Raw genomic sequence first — 15,363 nt, forward strand, 5'->3', positions numbered from 1 at the left:
TGCTTGCGGCAAACCTCCGCCGTCGGAAGTCCAGCCTCCTGTTCCTTGATCATCCCGATGATCTGCGCCTCGGTGAAACGGCTTTTCCTCATGCGTGTGCTCCTTCATCGTGGACAGACTCTACATCAGAATGAGGGACCTTTCGGGGGGGCAGGTCAACCGGCGTGGCAACTGCCATGACAACGCGGTGGCCGAGAGTTTCTTTTCCTCGCTCAAACGTCAGTGCATTCGGCGCCGGACCTACAAAACATGCGATGAAGCCCGGCAGGACGTGTTCGATTACATCGAGATGTTCTAAAACCCGGTGCGCAAGCAGATCAGGAACGGGACGTTGTCACCCGCACAGTTCGAACGACAGCAGATTTTGAAGCAGAAGGCGTCTAGAAAACTAGGGGCTACTCAAAAGCGTTCATCGCATCAGTTCAGAGGGCCGTTGCCCCGCAGCTCAACGAACGACCAAGGAAAACGCTCGAATGCAAACGCCCGCCAAGCGCTTGAAAGCTTGGGTTGCGACCACTTGTTGATTCCACCGGAGATCAAAGACTTTCGTCTGCGACTACGATCTTGTCTACAATGATAACGCCAGAAATGGGCAGAAGTTTAATTTCAAAAGGACCAGGAATATTGGGCAGTGGTAGCGTTAGGGAGTTTGGATAGTCAGAGGCGATTTTAAGCTCTCTGCAAATTTCGTAACCGGTAATACTTACTATGCCATCACCGTGAGTGGCAAGGAAATGAATTTCTAACTTGCGGTTGGGAAGCCCTGACCAATAAAATCGGATAGTGGCATCATCACCGTCGATTCGGCATCCCTTGAGACCCGGCAGCATCCAAGCAAAACCATGGCGAAGTGCTTCAGCATTTTTTGGAGGTGTCTTACGATCGAAGCTGTCTGTTTGCTGTGGGAGAGCAAAGCTCCATGTGGCTGAGCCAGCAAGGCGGACAAGCGTGTCTTTTTCACGAGACCCGACGTTCCTTGCCTTGGCAATCGCGTCCGCCGCGATCTGTTGCCAAGATCGCGGCAGGTAAGAGTCGCGGATCTTCGATTCAATGTCGAGGCGGGTGTCGCTGTCTAGGAGCGCAAGGACCGTTGAAGCTATGTCCGTTGCATTAGTTGGATCGAAATAGCAGGCGTAAGGGCCTCCGGCTTCCGGAAGTGATGAAACTGTAGATACCGCAGGAACTTTTCCATAAGAAAGCGCCTCAGAAACAGGAAGTCCCCAACCTTCATAAAAGCTTGGATAAATAACGAATAAGCAGTACTCGTATAACGCGGCTAGTACATCATCAGGGATGCCGTGTAGTATAACGACCATACGCCGCAGGGATGGGTGCTTACGCAACATTTGATGCAGTTCTTCATTAAGCCAACCGCGGCCGCCGACACAAACAAGGCGCGGCATAGCCGCTTCGCCGAGTTTTTCTGCGAGCATCAGCCAAGCGTTAAAGGCGCCTCGATGGTTCTTCCGAGGTTCAAGTGTTGATACAAACAGAACATAGCGTTCAGGAGAAAGGCTGTAGTTGCTCAAACAATCTTTGCCCGCCGAGGGTTGGCGGAAATCTCCATTGAGTCGCACAACTGGAACAGACAGCATTTGCATGGGCGCATTCCATTCAGTTGATTTCAGCAGGAGGTCGTTACGGGTCGCCTCCGAAATTGCTAAGCATCCATCAGCGGAATGGAGTAACGAACCAAACCAGGCGCAATAATCATGCACCAGCGATTGGATGAACCATTGCGGTGAAATCGTTGGAATAAGGTCGAATACTAGAGGCACGTAAATCACGCCCTTCTGTATGCGAATCGTGCGTACATCCAGTAGAAAATTTCGATCTGACCACGAAGTTCCTAGGTTTATAAGTAAAGTGTTACGGCGAAAATCAACGTTTTTAGAAAGAGCAATTTCTCGATAAGTCTCTTTCAATTGGCTTATCCAGCTCGATTCCTTGTTATCATCGCTTATCTTAGAGAGTCGGCAAAGCTTCTCAAAGCCGTCGTGTGAGAGTTTGATCCAACCGCGCCGTCCGCTAGCATAAACGCAGAAAGTCGTTAGAGATCTATCGCTCTGTTCAAGGCACGCTAGAGCAATTTCGATTTGAACGCGTTGAATTCCGGTGGGTAACCGACGTTGCCCAAAAAATGATATCAGGTCAGTGACATCAAAAACTATCGCTCCGGATTTTAAAAATCTTGATCCTTGTGAAGAAGATTCGGCTGAATCGAAGCCAAGTACTGTAATGGCTTTGTTCCAAAGTCCAGATTTCGCTTTATCACGGTCAGGTAATAGGCGTACGAGCTCGGAAATTGCCTGTATATTTTCTGGGGCACGTTGCAGTGCTGCCACGAAATGCTCTGCAGCTGTCGTCGAATCACTCCATGTTTTCGCCATGTGTCCCAGCTGCAGAAACGGTTCCGCGTCATCTGATAGGCGAGCAGCTTCTTGATAAGCAGATGTCGCACGATCAATTTCGCCCGCTTCTTTTTCCATGTGGCCGAGTTGGATCCAAATGTGCTGCAGCGACGGCTCACGGGCTAGCGCTTCGCGGTAAGCATTAGCTGCGCTGTGCCAATCTTGATTGCCGCGAGCAATATTGCCGGCACGGACATGGGCGGCTGTGAGCCGGCGAATGGGCACGCCGTTCGAACGGGGGCTGAGCGGCAACTGCGCAAATAAATTTTTCCAAAAGCCATTAATTGATCTCATACTCCCGCTCCTAATGCCCCCGGCCGTTCACTTGCAACGATTTTGCGGCGCGGATTGCCAACCTGCAGCCCGTGGGCGTCGAAACTGAGTAGCCTCTAGATTTCTGGACGCCTTCCATCCTAATTTTGAGGACAGGAGGCGACGATGAGAAAGCCTAATTTCAGCGATGATTTCAAGCGTGATGCGGTGGCGCAGATCACGGAGCGCAGGTATCCGGTGGCAGAGGTTTCGCAGCGGCTCGGCGTCAGTCAGCACTCGTTGTACGTTTGGAAGCGGCAACTGACGAAGGTGGTGTCAGGCGATGCCAACAAGGATGCCGAGATCCGCCAGTTAAAGCGCGAGCTGGCAAGGGTGACCGAGGAGCGCGACATTTTAAAATAAAGCCACCGCGTATTTCGCCAGGGATGCAAAGTGAGATGCGCATTTGTCGCCGAGCATCGTGACCAGTTCCGGGTTCGGTCGATGTGTCGGTGTCTGCGCATCCAGCCCAGTGGCTACTATGCATGGCAGAGGAGCCCACTGAGCCCGCGGTCCCGGGAGGATGCTCGGCAGACTGAGTTGCTTCGGCAAGCATGGAAAGACAGCGGCAAGGTCTATGGCTACCGAAAGCTACACGATGACCTGCTGGATCAGGGCGAGACCTGCTGCCCGAACCGCGTTGCCCGGTTGACCAGACTGGCAGGTATGAAGGCTGGCAGGTATCAAGGCGCAGATCGGCTACAAGCGCTGGCTGGGGAGCTATGGCGGCAAGCCGTCCCTGGCGGTCGATAACACTCTGGATCGCCAGTTCGATGTTGCTGCCCCAGGCCGGGCCTGGGTGACGGACATCACCTACATCCGCACCCTGGAGGGCCTTGCCTATCTGGCTGTCGTAATCGACCTCTATTCCCGTCGTGTGGTGGGTTGGTCGATGCAGAGCAGGCAAACCACCGTTGCGGTGCTGCAGGCGCTGTACATGGCAGTATGGCGGCGCAAACCGAAGCAGCGGGTGCTGATACAGTCGGATCAGGGCTCGCAATTCACAAGCATGGATTGGGCGGCCTTCATCCGAGCTCACAATCTTGAGCACTCGATGAGCCGGCGTGGCAACTGCCATGACAACGCGGTGGCCGAGAGCTTCTTTTCCTCGCTCAAACGTCAGTGCATTCGGCGCCGGATCCAAAAAAACGCGATGAAGCCCGGCAGGACGTGTTCGATTACATCGAGATGTTCTACAACCCGGTGCGCAAGCAGATCAGGAACGGGATGTTGTCACCCGCACAGTTTGAACGACAGCAGATTTTGAAGCAGAAGGCGTCTAGAAAACTAGGGGCTACTCAAAAGCAAATTTTGCGGGCATGTTCCCAAGGCCACAAATTGAGTAAGAGCAGGGGCATAAAAACGAAAATCAAAAGCGCTTACAGGGGCAAGCGGCAACGGTTAAAACGTTATTTATTACCCGAGGTTTGCGATTTGAACGTAGAGGCTATTTGGAAAACCGGTGCCGGAGCTGTCGAGAGACACTGCGTCTGATTCAGCCCCTGCATGTGGACCCGGCGGGGCCGAGGACGAATGGCCAAGGTTGCCGAGAAGACGAATCTCCATCCTAGTGATCTCACCGATGAGGAATGGGGCGCGTCCTTGGTGCCGAGGTCGGCGCGCCTGGGCCGTCCACGCGAGGTGGATTTCCGAGAGGTGATAAACGCTGTGCGCTGCCTTGTTCTTTCGGGCTGTGGCTGGCGGATGCTGCCGATTCATTTCGAAGTATAGCAGTCAATTTATGGCTGGCTCCGGGAATTGGCTCGCAGGTTTTTGTTCCAGACAATCCACGACATCGAAATGATGCTCGATCGCGTGCGTCAAGGGTGGGAGGCTCGGTCCGAGCACAGCAATGATCGACGGCCAGTCGGTCAAAGGCACCATCGCCAGACAAGCGTGGGTTCGACGGAGGCTGGAAGGCTGTCGGGCGCAAACGACACATAGCCGTCGATATCGATGAACGGCTCCTGATGGCCAATCTGACCACGGCGAACATTTCGGACAGCGCGGGCGCCCAGACTATTCACGATGGATGCCGCAAACGTTGGCCTTGAATCAAACATCGCTTCGCGGATGGCGGCGGCGACCGCCCAGAGCCCATGGACAGGGCCAGTTATCTGGATTCGTTGAGGTCATCCGACGGAGCGATCAGTAGTAGAGCTTCAAGGTTCTGTCCCGAAGATAGGTCGTCGAGCGGACCTTTGGCTAGATGATCCGATGGCGCCGATTTGACCGTGATTACGGGAAGCGCATCGACGTCTCGCAGGCTATGATCCTCATCGCCATAGGCGGCATTCTTCTAGGCCACAACGCTCACCCCCTGATTCTCCGAAGAGACCCTTGGTTCATTCGATAAACCAAGGGTCTACCCGGATCAGCTTCGAATTGTTTGCGAGGTTAGGCGCGGGTTACGCCAACCCTGAACGCCGTCAACGCGCGTAACTGGCGCATCTGTTACGTCCATAATAGCTGGACGCTCAACTTCAAGCTGCCACCCTGCGTCGAGCAATTCTTGACATAGCCGGCCCTCGATTACCCGAGAATGAGTCCCTATCATCATATATGCGACATGTTCATTTAGAAAATCTAATGAACTCGATACAAGATTTGCTTCACCTCCCTGAATATCGATGTGCAGTAAGTCGACCCGGTTAATCCCCTCTATAAGATCTGAAAAGCCAACGGCGGGTATTTCATGATAAAGGCCGCTGTTGGCTGCTTGTATTTGTTCTTCCGCCGTCCCATTGATAATCGGATCTAGCCCGCTTCCTTCTGGTGGGAAGAAAGCAGTTCCTGATTGAGGAGCTACGACGCCGTGGTGAATCCGCACTTCATCCAGTTTGAAGCCATTTGTGGCGGTGGATTCGAGCGCAAAGGCTGCGTGATTTGGCTCCCCCTCGATTCCGATTGCCCTAACTTTTTTTCCAGAACGACGTGCCGCAACACCGGTAATATTAATCCAACATCCCCAGTGGCACCCCAGCTCTACTACAGTGAAGGTATCTCCCGATAAGTCGATTGCGCGTAACGCCGCGCCAAACTCAGCCATATCGGCATGCCAATTAGCTGGAATAACATCAACTTCTACTGTACCGGCTAATTTTTGAAGCTGCTCTGGGAAGAATTTTGGATCGATCACTACGCCAAAGTAATTTAGTGCATAGTTCTCCTTGGCTTCTTGCGGGCCTGCCGCATACCGTCGGATTATACCTGGAACATCAAACCGAGCTTGATAATGCCAAAAAGGACTGTCCACCGTTACCTCTCCTTAAGTGCCGGTATTTGAGGATTGGCGGGAGATCAACGTTTCGTCAATGATTGTGTAGATAAATATATAAATCAGCCACAAAAAAATTATGAAAAATTAAAAATTTTTTGCTATGGCAGAATTTTTTCATTTAGATAAATGAATAAGATTATTGCGATAATAAATCATATATAAATAAAATTCCTTTGAGCAATTGATCGATTTTTAACGCGAGATAATTTTCTTTTCTACTTGTGGTATAGTTTGATGAAATATTGTGGTGTCATATTTTTGAAAATTTCTTACTTCCATTTTCTATTCTGAAATATCGATATCTGTTGTCCGTTGGCGGTGGCGTTCGGTCGCGTGATAACGCTTCTTAGCGCGTGTGAGCGTGCGATTTAACCGTGGCATCGGTTGATGCCCCACAGGTGATAACTTTACCGTGGCGGGCAAATCTGTAACTGATGGCCCCATGACAGGCCAATTGGACGACATCAGGCGCGAGAGCGCTATCCTGCCGCTCCAGATTGGCGATCAGGCGCCGCGGTTTCTGGCGCGGAGTACTTTGGGGTCTTTCGATCTCGACGACTATCGGGGGGGCTGGTTGGTCCTGTTTTCCCATCCGGCGGATTTCACGCCGGTCTGCACGAGCGAGGTCATTGCTCTGGCGCGGGCGGCGGATGAGTTTGCGGGGTTGGGGTGCCGGCTGGTCGGGCTCTCGGTGGACAGTCTCTATTCGCATCTCGCGTGGATAAGGCTGATTCGCGATGCGACCGGGGTGACCGTTTCCTTTCCCATCATCGAGGACCCGACGATGGAGATCGCGCGGGGCTATGGCATGGTCGGCAGCGATGCGCGGGATAGCGGCACGGTGCGGATGACCTATTTCATCGATCCCGAGGGCGTGATCCAGGCGACCAGCGCTTATCCGCTCACGGTCGGGCGCTCGATCCCCGAGATGTTGAGGGTGCTGAAAGCGCTTCAGGCGGTGCGGGCGCAGGCCGGACTGGCGCCGGCGGACTGGCAGCCGGGCGCGCCGCTGCTGCGGCTGCCGGGCGAAACGGCCGAGGCGGCGCTGGGGTCGGAAGATGCGGCTGGATGGTTCCATGCGCCGCTGGGCGACGGAGCCTGAGATGATGGACCCGGATATCGCCGCCGAACTCGATGGGACCGCGGAATTGCTGCGTGCGCTTGCCCATCCGGTGCGGCTGCAGATCCTCCATGCCGTGAGGGCCGGGCCATTGGCAGTCGGCGAGATCGAGGAGGCGACCGGCATCGGCCAGCCGGGTCTGTCGCAGCAGCTCTCGATCCTCCGCAAGGCGGAGCTGGTGCGTTCGGAGCGGAGCGGGAAGCAGGTTTTCTATCAGGTCGATGGCGAGCGGATGGCCGAAGTGGCCGAGGCGCTCGCGGCCTTGAGCGGTACGGGTGCGGGGGAGGCCGCGTCTCGGCACGCCTCCACGGCAGCAGCCGCGCTGGGCGCAGCAGGCGGCACGAGGGGCGCCGGCCCGACGCCGCCGGGCGGCGCGGCCCGGTTCGCACGCGTGTTTCGCTGAGCGGATCAGGCCAGGTCGGTCACGTCGATCGTTTCGCCGCATAGCGTCAGCGGCGCCTTGCGGTGAGAGACCAGCACCAGGCCGGTGCCGGTGCGATCCAGCCAGCGGCGCAAGCTTTCCACCAGGGCCGCTTCGGTGGCTGCGTCCAGACCTTCGCTCGGCTCATCCAGGAGCAGCCAGGGTCGCTCGGCCAGCAAAGCACGGGCCAGCGAGAGGCGCTTGCGTTCGCCGCCCGACAGCACGCCGCCGCCCTCGGAGACGGGCGTGTCGAGCCCCGCTTCGCTGCGCGCGATTCGCTGGTCGAGCTGGGCGACCTTCAGGGCCTCCCACATTTGCGCCTCGGTCACGCCGGATCGGGCAAGCCGCAAGTTGTCCGCGACGGTGCCGATCAGCATGGGCGCGTCCTGGGGAGACAGCGCGAACTGGCTGTTCAGGCGCCATGCCGGAAGCGAGGCGAGCGGCGTCGCGTCCATGCTCAGATCCGCGACAGGTTGCTGCATGCCGGCAAGGGCCAGCAGCACGCGGGTCTTGCCCGAGCCCGAGGGGCCCGTGATCGCAAGACGGGCGCCGGTCGGGACGTGGTGAGTGCCGAATGCCAGGGGCGCGGCTGCGGCGGAGACGGGCTCCTGAAGAGCGGCGTCCAGGGCATTGAGCGAGGCGATGCGGCGCAGCCCGGCCTCCAGCGCGGCGCGGCGCAGCAAGCTGCGCGAAAGGCCGCCCATGGCTTCGACCGCCGATGCCGTCGCCAGCATGGCCAGGGCGACCATCGGCGCCGATTCGCGGGCGAGCAGCAGGACTCCGGCGACACAAAGGCCGCCGTAGATGGAGAGCAGGGCGCCTTGCAGCGCCTCGGCACGGAACAGGTCGGCGCGGGCCTTGTCGAAGGCGCTGGCGGACGGCTCCAGTTGGGCGATGGCTTGGTCGGCCAGGCTGTAGGCGGCGATTTCCGCGCGCGCGCTGGCCAGTTCGACATAGCCCTTGCGCAAATCCCCCAGCGCGGCGGCGGCGGCTTCGGCCGGCGTGCGGGTAAGGCGCTCGGAAATGCGGCGGAACAGGAAGGGCAGGCCGGCCATCATCGCGGCCAGGAAGAGCAGCGCGCGCCATCCGCCGAAAGCGACGAGCACCAGGCTCACCAATGCCGAGACCGCCGCGGCGTGGCGTGCGGGTTGGCGGATGACGAGGTCTTCCAGCGCCTCGACATCGTCGATCAGCCGGTTGCTGGCCTCTCCGGGCGAGGTATCGGGTGCGGTGCGGCTGTCCTGCGCCGCCAGCTTGTCGAACAGCGAGCCGCGCAAGTCCGCCATGCCTTCCAGCGCGACTTTGTGGGAAAGCAGGCGTTCGCCATAGCGGGACAAGGTGCGGACGATGGCGAGCAGGCGGATGGCCGCGCTCGGGATCAGGTAGTTGAAGCCCATGGCGGTGGCGACACCGGCCGAGCCTGCCAGCGCGGCAGCCGTGAGGAACCAGCCGGAGAGCGCCAGCAGCCCGATTGCGGCGATGGCGGCAAGGCCAGCGCAGAGGCTGGCGTAGGCCAGGCGGCGGCGGGCGAGGCCGGCCGTGGCGAGAAGCGCGGGCCGGGCGGTGGTGGGGAGCGTGGCGGCGTGGGTCGGAATCACAGCGCGATCTCCTGGCGGGCGGCGCGAATCAGCGCAGGGTCGTGGGTGGCGACGAGGATGCAGCGCTCGGACGCGAGTTCGCGCAGCAGGGCGATGATGCCGGTGGCGGAGTCTTCGTCGAGGTCCGCGGTGGGCTCGTCGCAGAGGATGAGCGGGCGCGCGGAGAGAATCGCGCGGGCCAGGCTGATGCGCCGACGTTCGCCGCCGGAAAGGCCGGAACCCGCATGGTCGATGGGCATGGCGAGCCCGCCGCGCCGCGCGAGCACGGGGCCGAGGCCGACTCGCTGCGCGACGGCGAGAATCTCGGCTTCGGTGGCCTGGGGTGCGGCGAGCGCCAGATTGTGGCCGAGGGTGCCCGTCATCAACAGTGGGCGCTGCGCCGCCCAGGCGGCGGCGTCTCCGGCGAGCGGTGTGCCCGCGCGGCTGGAGATGCTGCCGGAAGAGGGGGCAAGCTGTCCGGCAATGGCGGCCAGGGTGCTCGTCTTGCCGATGCCGGTGGGGCCGGACAGGGCGGCCAGGTCGCTGGATTCGAGATCGAAATCGAGCGGGCCCACGGCGAGGCCGGGGAAGGCGAGCACGAGGCGCTCGACATGGAGGCCGTCGAATGGCGCAGGGCCGGCGTTGTCGCTGACGGCGCTGCCACCGGCGGCGCCATCGGGGTCGCCATCTTGGCCATAGGTTTCAGGCTCCGCTGCGAAGGGGGCAAGGGCCTGCTCTGCCGCTTCGCCCAGCTGCTTCTCGTGATAGGCCGCGGCCAGGCGGCGCATCGGCAGGTAGAATTCCGGGGCCATCGCAAGAACGAAGAAGGCGGGGACCAGCGTCAGCTTCTCGGGCGCCGGGAAGGGCAGGAGGCCGAGCAGCGAGAAGCCGCAATAGACCGCGACCAGCGCGATCGACAGGGCCGAGAAGAACTCCAGCACAGCGTTCGAAAGGAAGGCCGTGCGCAGGACCGCGACCGTGCGGTGGGCCACTTCGCCGGTGGCGGCGCGGACTTGCCGGCCGATCCGGGTTTCCGCGCCGAAATGGCGGATCAGCGGCAGGTGAGTCACGCGGTCCACGAAAAGGCCCGAGAGCGCTCCCAGCGCCGCGAGCTGGCGCTCCGCGGCGCGGCGCGATGCGGTGCCTGCCAGGATCATGCCGAGCGTGAAGGGTACCAGGGTGCCCAGCATGATTGCCGCCGCCACCCAGCTTGCGGGGGCGACGACCAAGGCGACCACGAGGGGGCCGACTACGGCGTTGATCCTTATAGGGGAAAACCGCTGGTCCCGATTCTCGATCGCGGTGCTATGATCGAGGGCAAGGTTTGCGCTTTCGCCTGAGGAGATCAGTCTCGCCAGTCGTCCGCCCAGAAGTCTGTGCCACAGGTCGGCCCGCCTTGTGCGGCTTGCGGCCTGTGCCGACGCCACTGCGATCCGGTCGACCGTGCAGGTCGCCACCGCGCGCAACATCACCCCGCACAGGATCCATGCCGCAGGCAGCGCGAGCGCCGCATGGCTGGCAACCGCGCCCACACCGCTCGCTACGCCCCACGCAAAGAGCACGGCGCCCGCAATATCGACAAGCCAGGCTCCGGGTATCAAGGCCCGGGCAAATTTGACATAGATCAAATTAAGTAAACCATGTAAGTAAAGTTTGACAGCTTTCAGATGCAAGCCTAACGCGACCCTACGAAACCAACCAGCTTGAGGCAATTGCTTTCTCTCCGCCTCAAGCCGCTAAAAACAGCGGGATTCGACATGATCGACATGGCAGTGGTGGAACTATCGCGGCTGCAGTTCGCCTTGACGGCGCTGTACCATTTTCTCTTCGTGCCCCTGACGTTGGGGCTTTCTTTCATTCTAGTAATTACCGAAAGTGTATATGTCATAACCGACCGTCCCATCTGGCGGGACGTCACGCGGTTCTGGGGCAAGCTGTTCGGCATCAACTTCGTGCTGGGCGTGGCCACCGGCCTCACCATGGAGTTCGAGTTCGGCACCAACTGGGCCTATTACTCGCACTACGTGGGGGACATTTTCGGCGCCCCGCTGGCGATCGAGGGCCTGATGGCCTTCTTCCTCGAAGCGACGTTCGTGGGCCTGATGTTCTTCGGCTGGGACCGGCTGTCCAAGCGCGGCCACTTGCTGACGACGATCATGGTCGCGGTCGGCTCGAACCTTTCGGCGCTGTGGATTCTCATCGCCAACGGCTGGATGCAGCACCCCACGGGCGCGGTATTCAATCCCGAGACGATGCGCATGGAAGTCTCGAACTTCAAGGACGTGATCTTCAACCCGGTGGCGCAGGCGAAGTTCGTCCACACCGTCAGCGCCGGCTATGTCTGCGCCAGCGTCTTCGTGCTGGGCGTGTCCTGCTACTACCTGTTGCGCGGTCGCCATATCGAACTGGCCAAGCGCAGCTTCACGGTGGCGGCGGCCTTCGGCCTGGCGTCCTCGCTCTCGGTCGTCGTGCTGGGTGACGAGAGCGGTTACGCGCTTACCGACAACCAGCAAATGAAGCTGGCGGCGATGGAAGCCATGTGGGAAACCGACAAGGCGCCCGCCGGGCTGGCCCTGTTCGGCATCCCTTCCAATTCGGCGCACGAGACCGCTTACGAGATCAAGATCCCCTACGTTCTGGGCCTGATCGCGACGCGCAGCCTTTCGGGCGAAGTCACCGGCATCATCCCGCTGGTGGAACGGGCGGACCATCGCATCCGCACCGGCATCCTGGCCTATGACGCGGTGGAAAAGCTCAAGGTGAACCCGCGGGACCTGGTCGCGCGCGAAGCCTGGGAGCGGAACAAGAACGACCTCGGCTATGCCCTGCTGCTCAAGCGCTTCGTGGCCGATCCGCGCCTGGCGGACGATGCGACCATCGACAAGGCCGCCTGGAGCACCGTGCCCAACGTACCGGCGCTGTTCTTCATGTTCCGCATCATGGCGGGGCTGGGCTTCTTCCTGATCGTGTTCTTCGCCACCGCCTTCGCCTTTTCGGTCCGCCGCCGGTTCGACCGCAAGTGGTTCCTGCGCCTGGCCGTGATCGCCATGCCCGCGCCGTGGATCGCTATCGAAGTGGGTTGGGCCGTGGCGGAGTTCGGCCGCCAGCCCTGGGCGGTGGAAGGGGTTCTGCCCACGTTCCTGGGCGCATCCAGCCTGACGACCACCCAGATCTGGGCGACGATCTTCGGCTTCACCGCGCTCTACAGCATCATGGCGGTGATCGAAGTGAAGCTCATGTTCTCGGCGATCCGCCACGGCCCCGACCGTTACGAGCCCTACGAAGGCGGGCCTGCGCTCGAACACGCAAGCCGGCAATCTTCGTCCAGCACTTTCACCGCCATCCCGGCCGAGTAAGACGGAGGCAACAATGTCCATTCCCTTCGACTACGAAACGATGCGGCTGATCTGGTGGGCGCTCATGGGCGTCCTGCTCATCGGCTTCGCCCTGACCGACGGTTTCGACCTCGGCTCGGCCGCCCTCCTGCCCTTCGTCGGTCGCACCGACGCCGAGCGCCGCATGGTCATCAACGCCATCGGCCCGACCTGGGAAGGCAACCAGGTGTGGTTCATCCTGGGCGGCGGCGCGATCTTCGCGGCCTGGCCTTTCGTCTACGCCGTGAGCTTCTCGGGCTTCTACCTCGCGATGTTCCTGGTGCTCTGCGCCTTCATCCTGCGCCCGGTCGGCTTCAAGTACCGGTCCAAGCGCCCCGATCCCGCCTGGCGCGCGCGCTGGGACTGGGCGCTCTTCGTCGGCGGCTTCGTGCCGGCGCTGGTCTTCGGCGTGGCGGTGGGCAATGTCCTCCAGGGCGTTCCCTTCCGGCTCGATAGCGACTTGCGCAGTTTCTACGAAGGTTCGCTGCTCGGCCTGTTCAGCCCCTTCGCGCTCCTGGCGGGCCTCGTCTCCGTGGCGATGCTGGTCCTGCACGGTGCGGGCTGGCTGACGCTCAAGCTGGAAGACGGCCCGGTTCGCGACCGCGCCCAGCGCTATGGGCAAGTGGCGGCACTGGCGGCTTTCGTGCTCTATGCCCTCGGCGGCGTCTGGCTGGCGATGGGAGATATCGGCTACCGGGTGGCCGGCGTGGCCGAGGCGGGCGGTCCTTCCAACCCGCGCATGACCGAGACGGTCCATGCCGCCGGTGCCTGGCTGGCCAACTACGGCGCGCATCCCTGGATGATCCTGGCCCCGCTGCTTGGCCTGGCCGGTCCGCTGGTGGCGCTCGTGGGCATTCGCGGGCGCAAGGACGCGGTGGTTTTCGCGGGATCCTCGATGGCGAACCTGGGCATCATCGCCTCGGTAGGCCTGTCGATGTTCCCCTTCATCCTGCCCAGCTCGATCGATGCCCGCTCCAGCCTGCTGGCCTGGAACGCCTCGTCCAGCCACACCACGCTCTTCATCATGCTGCTGGTGACCGCGGTGCTGCTGCCGATCGTCCTTGCCTACACCGCCTGGGCCTACAAGGTCATGTTCGGCCGGATCACCGAGCGGGAAGTGAACCTCAACCCCGATTTCTACTGAGGAAACGACGATGTGGTATTTTTCCTGGGTCCTCGGCGTCGGCCTGGCTGTCGGCTTCGGCATCATCAACGGCGTGTGGCATGAGTTCCACACAGACCCGTCGGATGAGAAGACGGTGCTCGACTGACCGAACGGACCGAGCATGAAAAAGGGCAGGGGGCCGATGGCCTCCTGCCCTTTTCGTTGTTTCAGTCTGCGTCTCAGGCCGGCTTGATGCCCATGCAGAGGTACTTCACCTCCATGTAGTCATCGAGGCCGTAGTGCGAGCCTTCGCGGCCCAGGCCGGACTGCTTCACACCGCCGAACGGCGCCACTTCGGTGGAGATCAGCCCGGTGTTGATGCCCACCATGCCGGCCTCCAGCGCCTCGGCCACGCGCCAGACGCGGCTGATGTCCGATGCGTAGAAATAGCTGGCGAGGCCGAACTCGGTGTCGTTGGCCATGCGGATCGCCTCGGCCTCGTCGGTGAAGCGGATCACGCCGGCCAGCGGCCCGAAGGTCTCCTCCTTCGCCAGTTTCATGCCGGGCTTCACCCCGGCGACGACGGTGGGGTTGAAGAACGAACCGCCGCGTTCGTTGCGCTGCCCGCCGGCGAGGACTTTCGCGCCGCCGTCCACCGCATCCTTGAGGTGTTCCTCGACCTTCTCGACCGCCTTCTCGTCTATCAGCGGGCCGACTTCGGTGCCGGCATCCATGCCGTAGCCCACTTTCATCCCCGAGACGCGCTTGGCCAGCTTCTCGACGAATTCGTCATAGACGCCGTCCTGCACGTAGAACCTGTTGGTGCAGACGCAGGTTTGCCCGCCGTTGCGGAACTTGGAGATCATCGCGCCGTCGATCGCGGCATCGACATCGGCATCGTCGAACACCAGGAACGGCGCATTGCCGCCCAGTTCCATCGAGGTTTTCTTGATCGTCTCGGCACATTCGCGCAGCAGGTCGCGGCCGATCTCGGTGGAGCCGGTGAAGGTCAGCTTGGCGACCTTGGGGCTGGCGGTCAGCGTGCCGCCGATCTGCCCGGCGCTGCCGGTGACGACATTGACCACCCCCGCCGGAATGCCCGCCATCTCGCAAAGCTGCGCGATGGCCAGCGCCGAGAACGGGGTGGCCGAGGCCGGCTTGATGACCACGGTGCAGCCGGCTGCCAGCGCCGGGCCGAGCTTGCGGGTGATCATCGCATTGGGGAAGTTCCAGGGCGTGATCGCCGCAACCACGCCCACGCCCTGCTTGATGCAGACGATGCGGCGATCCGGTGCATGGCCGGGGATCACGTCGCCATAGGCGCGCTTGCCCTCTTCGGCGAACCACTCGATGAAGCTGGCGCCATAGGCGATCTCGCCGCGCCCCTCGGCCAGCGGCTTGCCCTGTTCACGGGTGAGCAGCTCGCCCAGGTCGTCCTGGTGCTGAAGCATCAGTTCGAACAGCTTGCGCATCAGCTTCGCGCGCTCGCCCGCCGTCTTGGCGCGCCAGGCGGGGAGGGCCTTGTCGGCAGCATCGATGGCGCGCGAAGTCTCGTCGGCGCCCATCTTCGGCACGGTGCCCAGGGTTTCGCCGGTGCCTGGGTCGGTCACGTCCAGCGTGGCGCCGCTGTCGGCGTCGCACCATTTGCCATCGATGTAACACTGCTGCCGGAGGAAGTCGGTGAAAGCCATTTCGTGCTGATCCTCGCTCGTTGCGGCCATGCCGTGCGCATCGCCTCGCTTTGCGGGCATGAAATAGGGTCA

The 15,363-nt window shown here is 60.9% G+C and carries 11 protein-coding genes and 3 pseudogenes; 8 read left to right on the forward strand and 6 right to left on the reverse strand.

Features of this window, described 5'->3' with window-relative positions; translation table 11 throughout:
- The coding region (locus tag EDF58_RS17515; protein ID WP_132267949.1) for a transposase at positions 1 to 92 on the reverse strand (92 nt) is incomplete at its 3' end.
- A gap of 62 nt (positions 93 to 154) precedes the next feature.
- On the opposite strand from EDF58_RS17515, the pseudogene EDF58_RS17520 reads away from it, so the two are divergent.
- A pseudogene (locus tag EDF58_RS17520) lies at positions 155 to 358 on the forward strand (IS3 family transposase); the annotation flags it as partial.
- A 178-nt stretch (positions 359 to 536) separates the two neighbouring features.
- Here the strand turns inward: EDF58_RS17520 and EDF58_RS17525 are convergent.
- Positions 537 to 2,705: a glycosyltransferase family 1 protein gene (locus tag EDF58_RS17525; RefSeq protein WP_132267950.1), complete on the reverse strand. Its 2,169-nt coding sequence runs from the start codon at positions 2,703 to 2,705 to the stop codon at positions 537 to 539.
- A gap of 144 nt (positions 2,706 to 2,849) precedes the next feature.
- Here EDF58_RS17525 and EDF58_RS17530 point away from each other — a divergent pair.
- Both EDF58_RS17530 and EDF58_RS17535 read left to right on the forward strand, forming a co-directional pair.
- Positions 2,850 to 3,980, forward strand: a pseudogene (locus EDF58_RS17530) (IS3 family transposase); the annotation flags it as partial.
- A 249-nt stretch (positions 3,981 to 4,229) separates the two neighbouring features.
- Positions 4,230 to 5,079: pseudogene (locus EDF58_RS17535) on the forward strand (IS5 family transposase).
- Between the two features lie 18 nt (positions 5,080 to 5,097).
- On the opposite strand, the gene EDF58_RS17540 reads toward EDF58_RS17535, so the two are convergent.
- Positions 5,098 to 5,979, reverse strand: a complete 882-nt coding sequence (locus EDF58_RS17540; protein WP_132267952.1) for an FkbM family methyltransferase — start codon at positions 5,977 to 5,979, stop codon at positions 5,098 to 5,100.
- A gap of 436 nt (positions 5,980 to 6,415) precedes the next feature.
- On the opposite strand from EDF58_RS17540, the gene EDF58_RS17545 reads away from it, so the two are divergent.
- Both EDF58_RS17545 and EDF58_RS17550 read left to right on the forward strand, forming a co-directional pair.
- Positions 6,416 to 7,105, forward strand: a complete 690-nt coding sequence (locus EDF58_RS17545; protein ID WP_347812897.1) for a redoxin domain-containing protein — start codon at positions 6,416 to 6,418, stop codon at positions 7,103 to 7,105.
- 1 nt (position 7,106) lies between these two features.
- Entirely contained in the window at positions 7,107 to 7,526 is a 420-nt protein-coding gene (locus tag EDF58_RS17550; RefSeq protein ID WP_165921475.1) for a metalloregulator ArsR/SmtB family transcription factor, read from the forward strand.
- Between the two features lie 5 nt (positions 7,527 to 7,531).
- Here the strand turns inward: EDF58_RS17550 and EDF58_RS17555 are convergent, their stop codons facing one another.
- Positions 7,532 to 9,142: an ATP-binding cassette domain-containing protein gene (locus EDF58_RS17555; RefSeq protein ID WP_243654343.1), complete on the reverse strand. Its 1,611-nt coding sequence runs from the start codon at positions 9,140 to 9,142 to the stop codon at positions 7,532 to 7,534.
- The gene (locus EDF58_RS17560) at positions 9,139 to 10,749 is read right to left on the reverse strand and encodes an ATP-binding cassette domain-containing protein (RefSeq protein ID WP_243654344.1); all 1,611 of its coding nucleotides are present in this window, start codon (positions 10,747 to 10,749) and stop codon (positions 9,139 to 9,141) included. The genes EDF58_RS17555 and EDF58_RS17560 overlap by 4 nt, the downstream gene beginning before the upstream one ends.
- A 132-nt stretch (positions 10,750 to 10,881) precedes the next feature.
- Here EDF58_RS17560 and EDF58_RS17565 point away from each other — a divergent pair, with 132 nt between their 5' ends.
- The 3 genes from EDF58_RS17565 to cydX are packed head-to-tail and all read left to right on the forward strand — an operon-like array spanning position 10,882 to position 13,766.
- The gene (locus tag EDF58_RS17565) at positions 10,882 to 12,477 is read left to right on the forward strand and encodes a cytochrome ubiquinol oxidase subunit I (RefSeq protein ID WP_207913055.1); all 1,596 of its coding nucleotides are present in this window, start codon (positions 10,882 to 10,884) and stop codon (positions 12,475 to 12,477) included.
- Positions 12,478 to 12,490: 13 nt separating this feature from the next.
- A complete protein-coding gene (cydB, locus tag EDF58_RS17570) occupies positions 12,491 to 13,639 on the forward strand; it encodes a cytochrome d ubiquinol oxidase subunit II (protein ID WP_132267957.1) in 1,149 nt (382 codons plus the stop codon).
- Between the two features lie 10 nt (positions 13,640 to 13,649).
- Positions 13,650 to 13,766: a cytochrome bd-I oxidase subunit CydX gene (gene cydX, locus EDF58_RS17575; protein ID WP_132267958.1), complete on the forward strand. Its 117-nt coding sequence runs from the start codon at positions 13,650 to 13,652 to the stop codon at positions 13,764 to 13,766.
- Positions 13,767 to 13,839: 73 nt separating this feature from the next.
- Here the strand turns inward: cydX and EDF58_RS17580 are convergent, their stop codons facing one another.
- On the reverse strand, positions 13,840 to 15,291 hold the full coding sequence (locus EDF58_RS17580) for an NAD-dependent succinate-semialdehyde dehydrogenase (protein ID WP_132268701.1): 1,452 nt from the start codon (positions 15,289 to 15,291) through the stop codon (positions 13,840 to 13,842).
- Positions 15,292 to 15,363 lie beyond the last annotated feature (72 nt).

It is taken from the genome of Novosphingobium sp. PhB57 (assembly GCF_004342985.1).
GTDB lineage: Bacteria > Pseudomonadota > Alphaproteobacteria > Sphingomonadales > Sphingomonadaceae > Novosphingobium.

Coding starts and splice junctions, on each gene's coding strand:
- EDF58_RS17525 (WP_132267950.1), bottom strand. CDS start 2,705: ATGAGATCAATTAATGGCTTTTGGAAAAATTTATTTGCGCAGTTGCCG.
- EDF58_RS17550 (WP_165921475.1), top strand. CDS start 7,107: ATGATGGACCCGGATATCGCCGCCGAACTCGATGGGACCGCGGAATTG.
- cydB (WP_132267957.1), top strand. CDS start 12,491: ATGTCCATTCCCTTCGACTACGAAACGATGCGGCTGATCTGGTGGGCG.
- cydX (WP_132267958.1), top strand. CDS start 13,650: ATGTGGTATTTTTCCTGGGTCCTCGGCGTCGGCCTGGCTGTCGGCTTC.
- EDF58_RS17580 (WP_132268701.1), bottom strand. CDS start 15,291: ATGGCTTTCACCGACTTCCTCCGGCAGCAGTGTTACATCGATGGCAAA.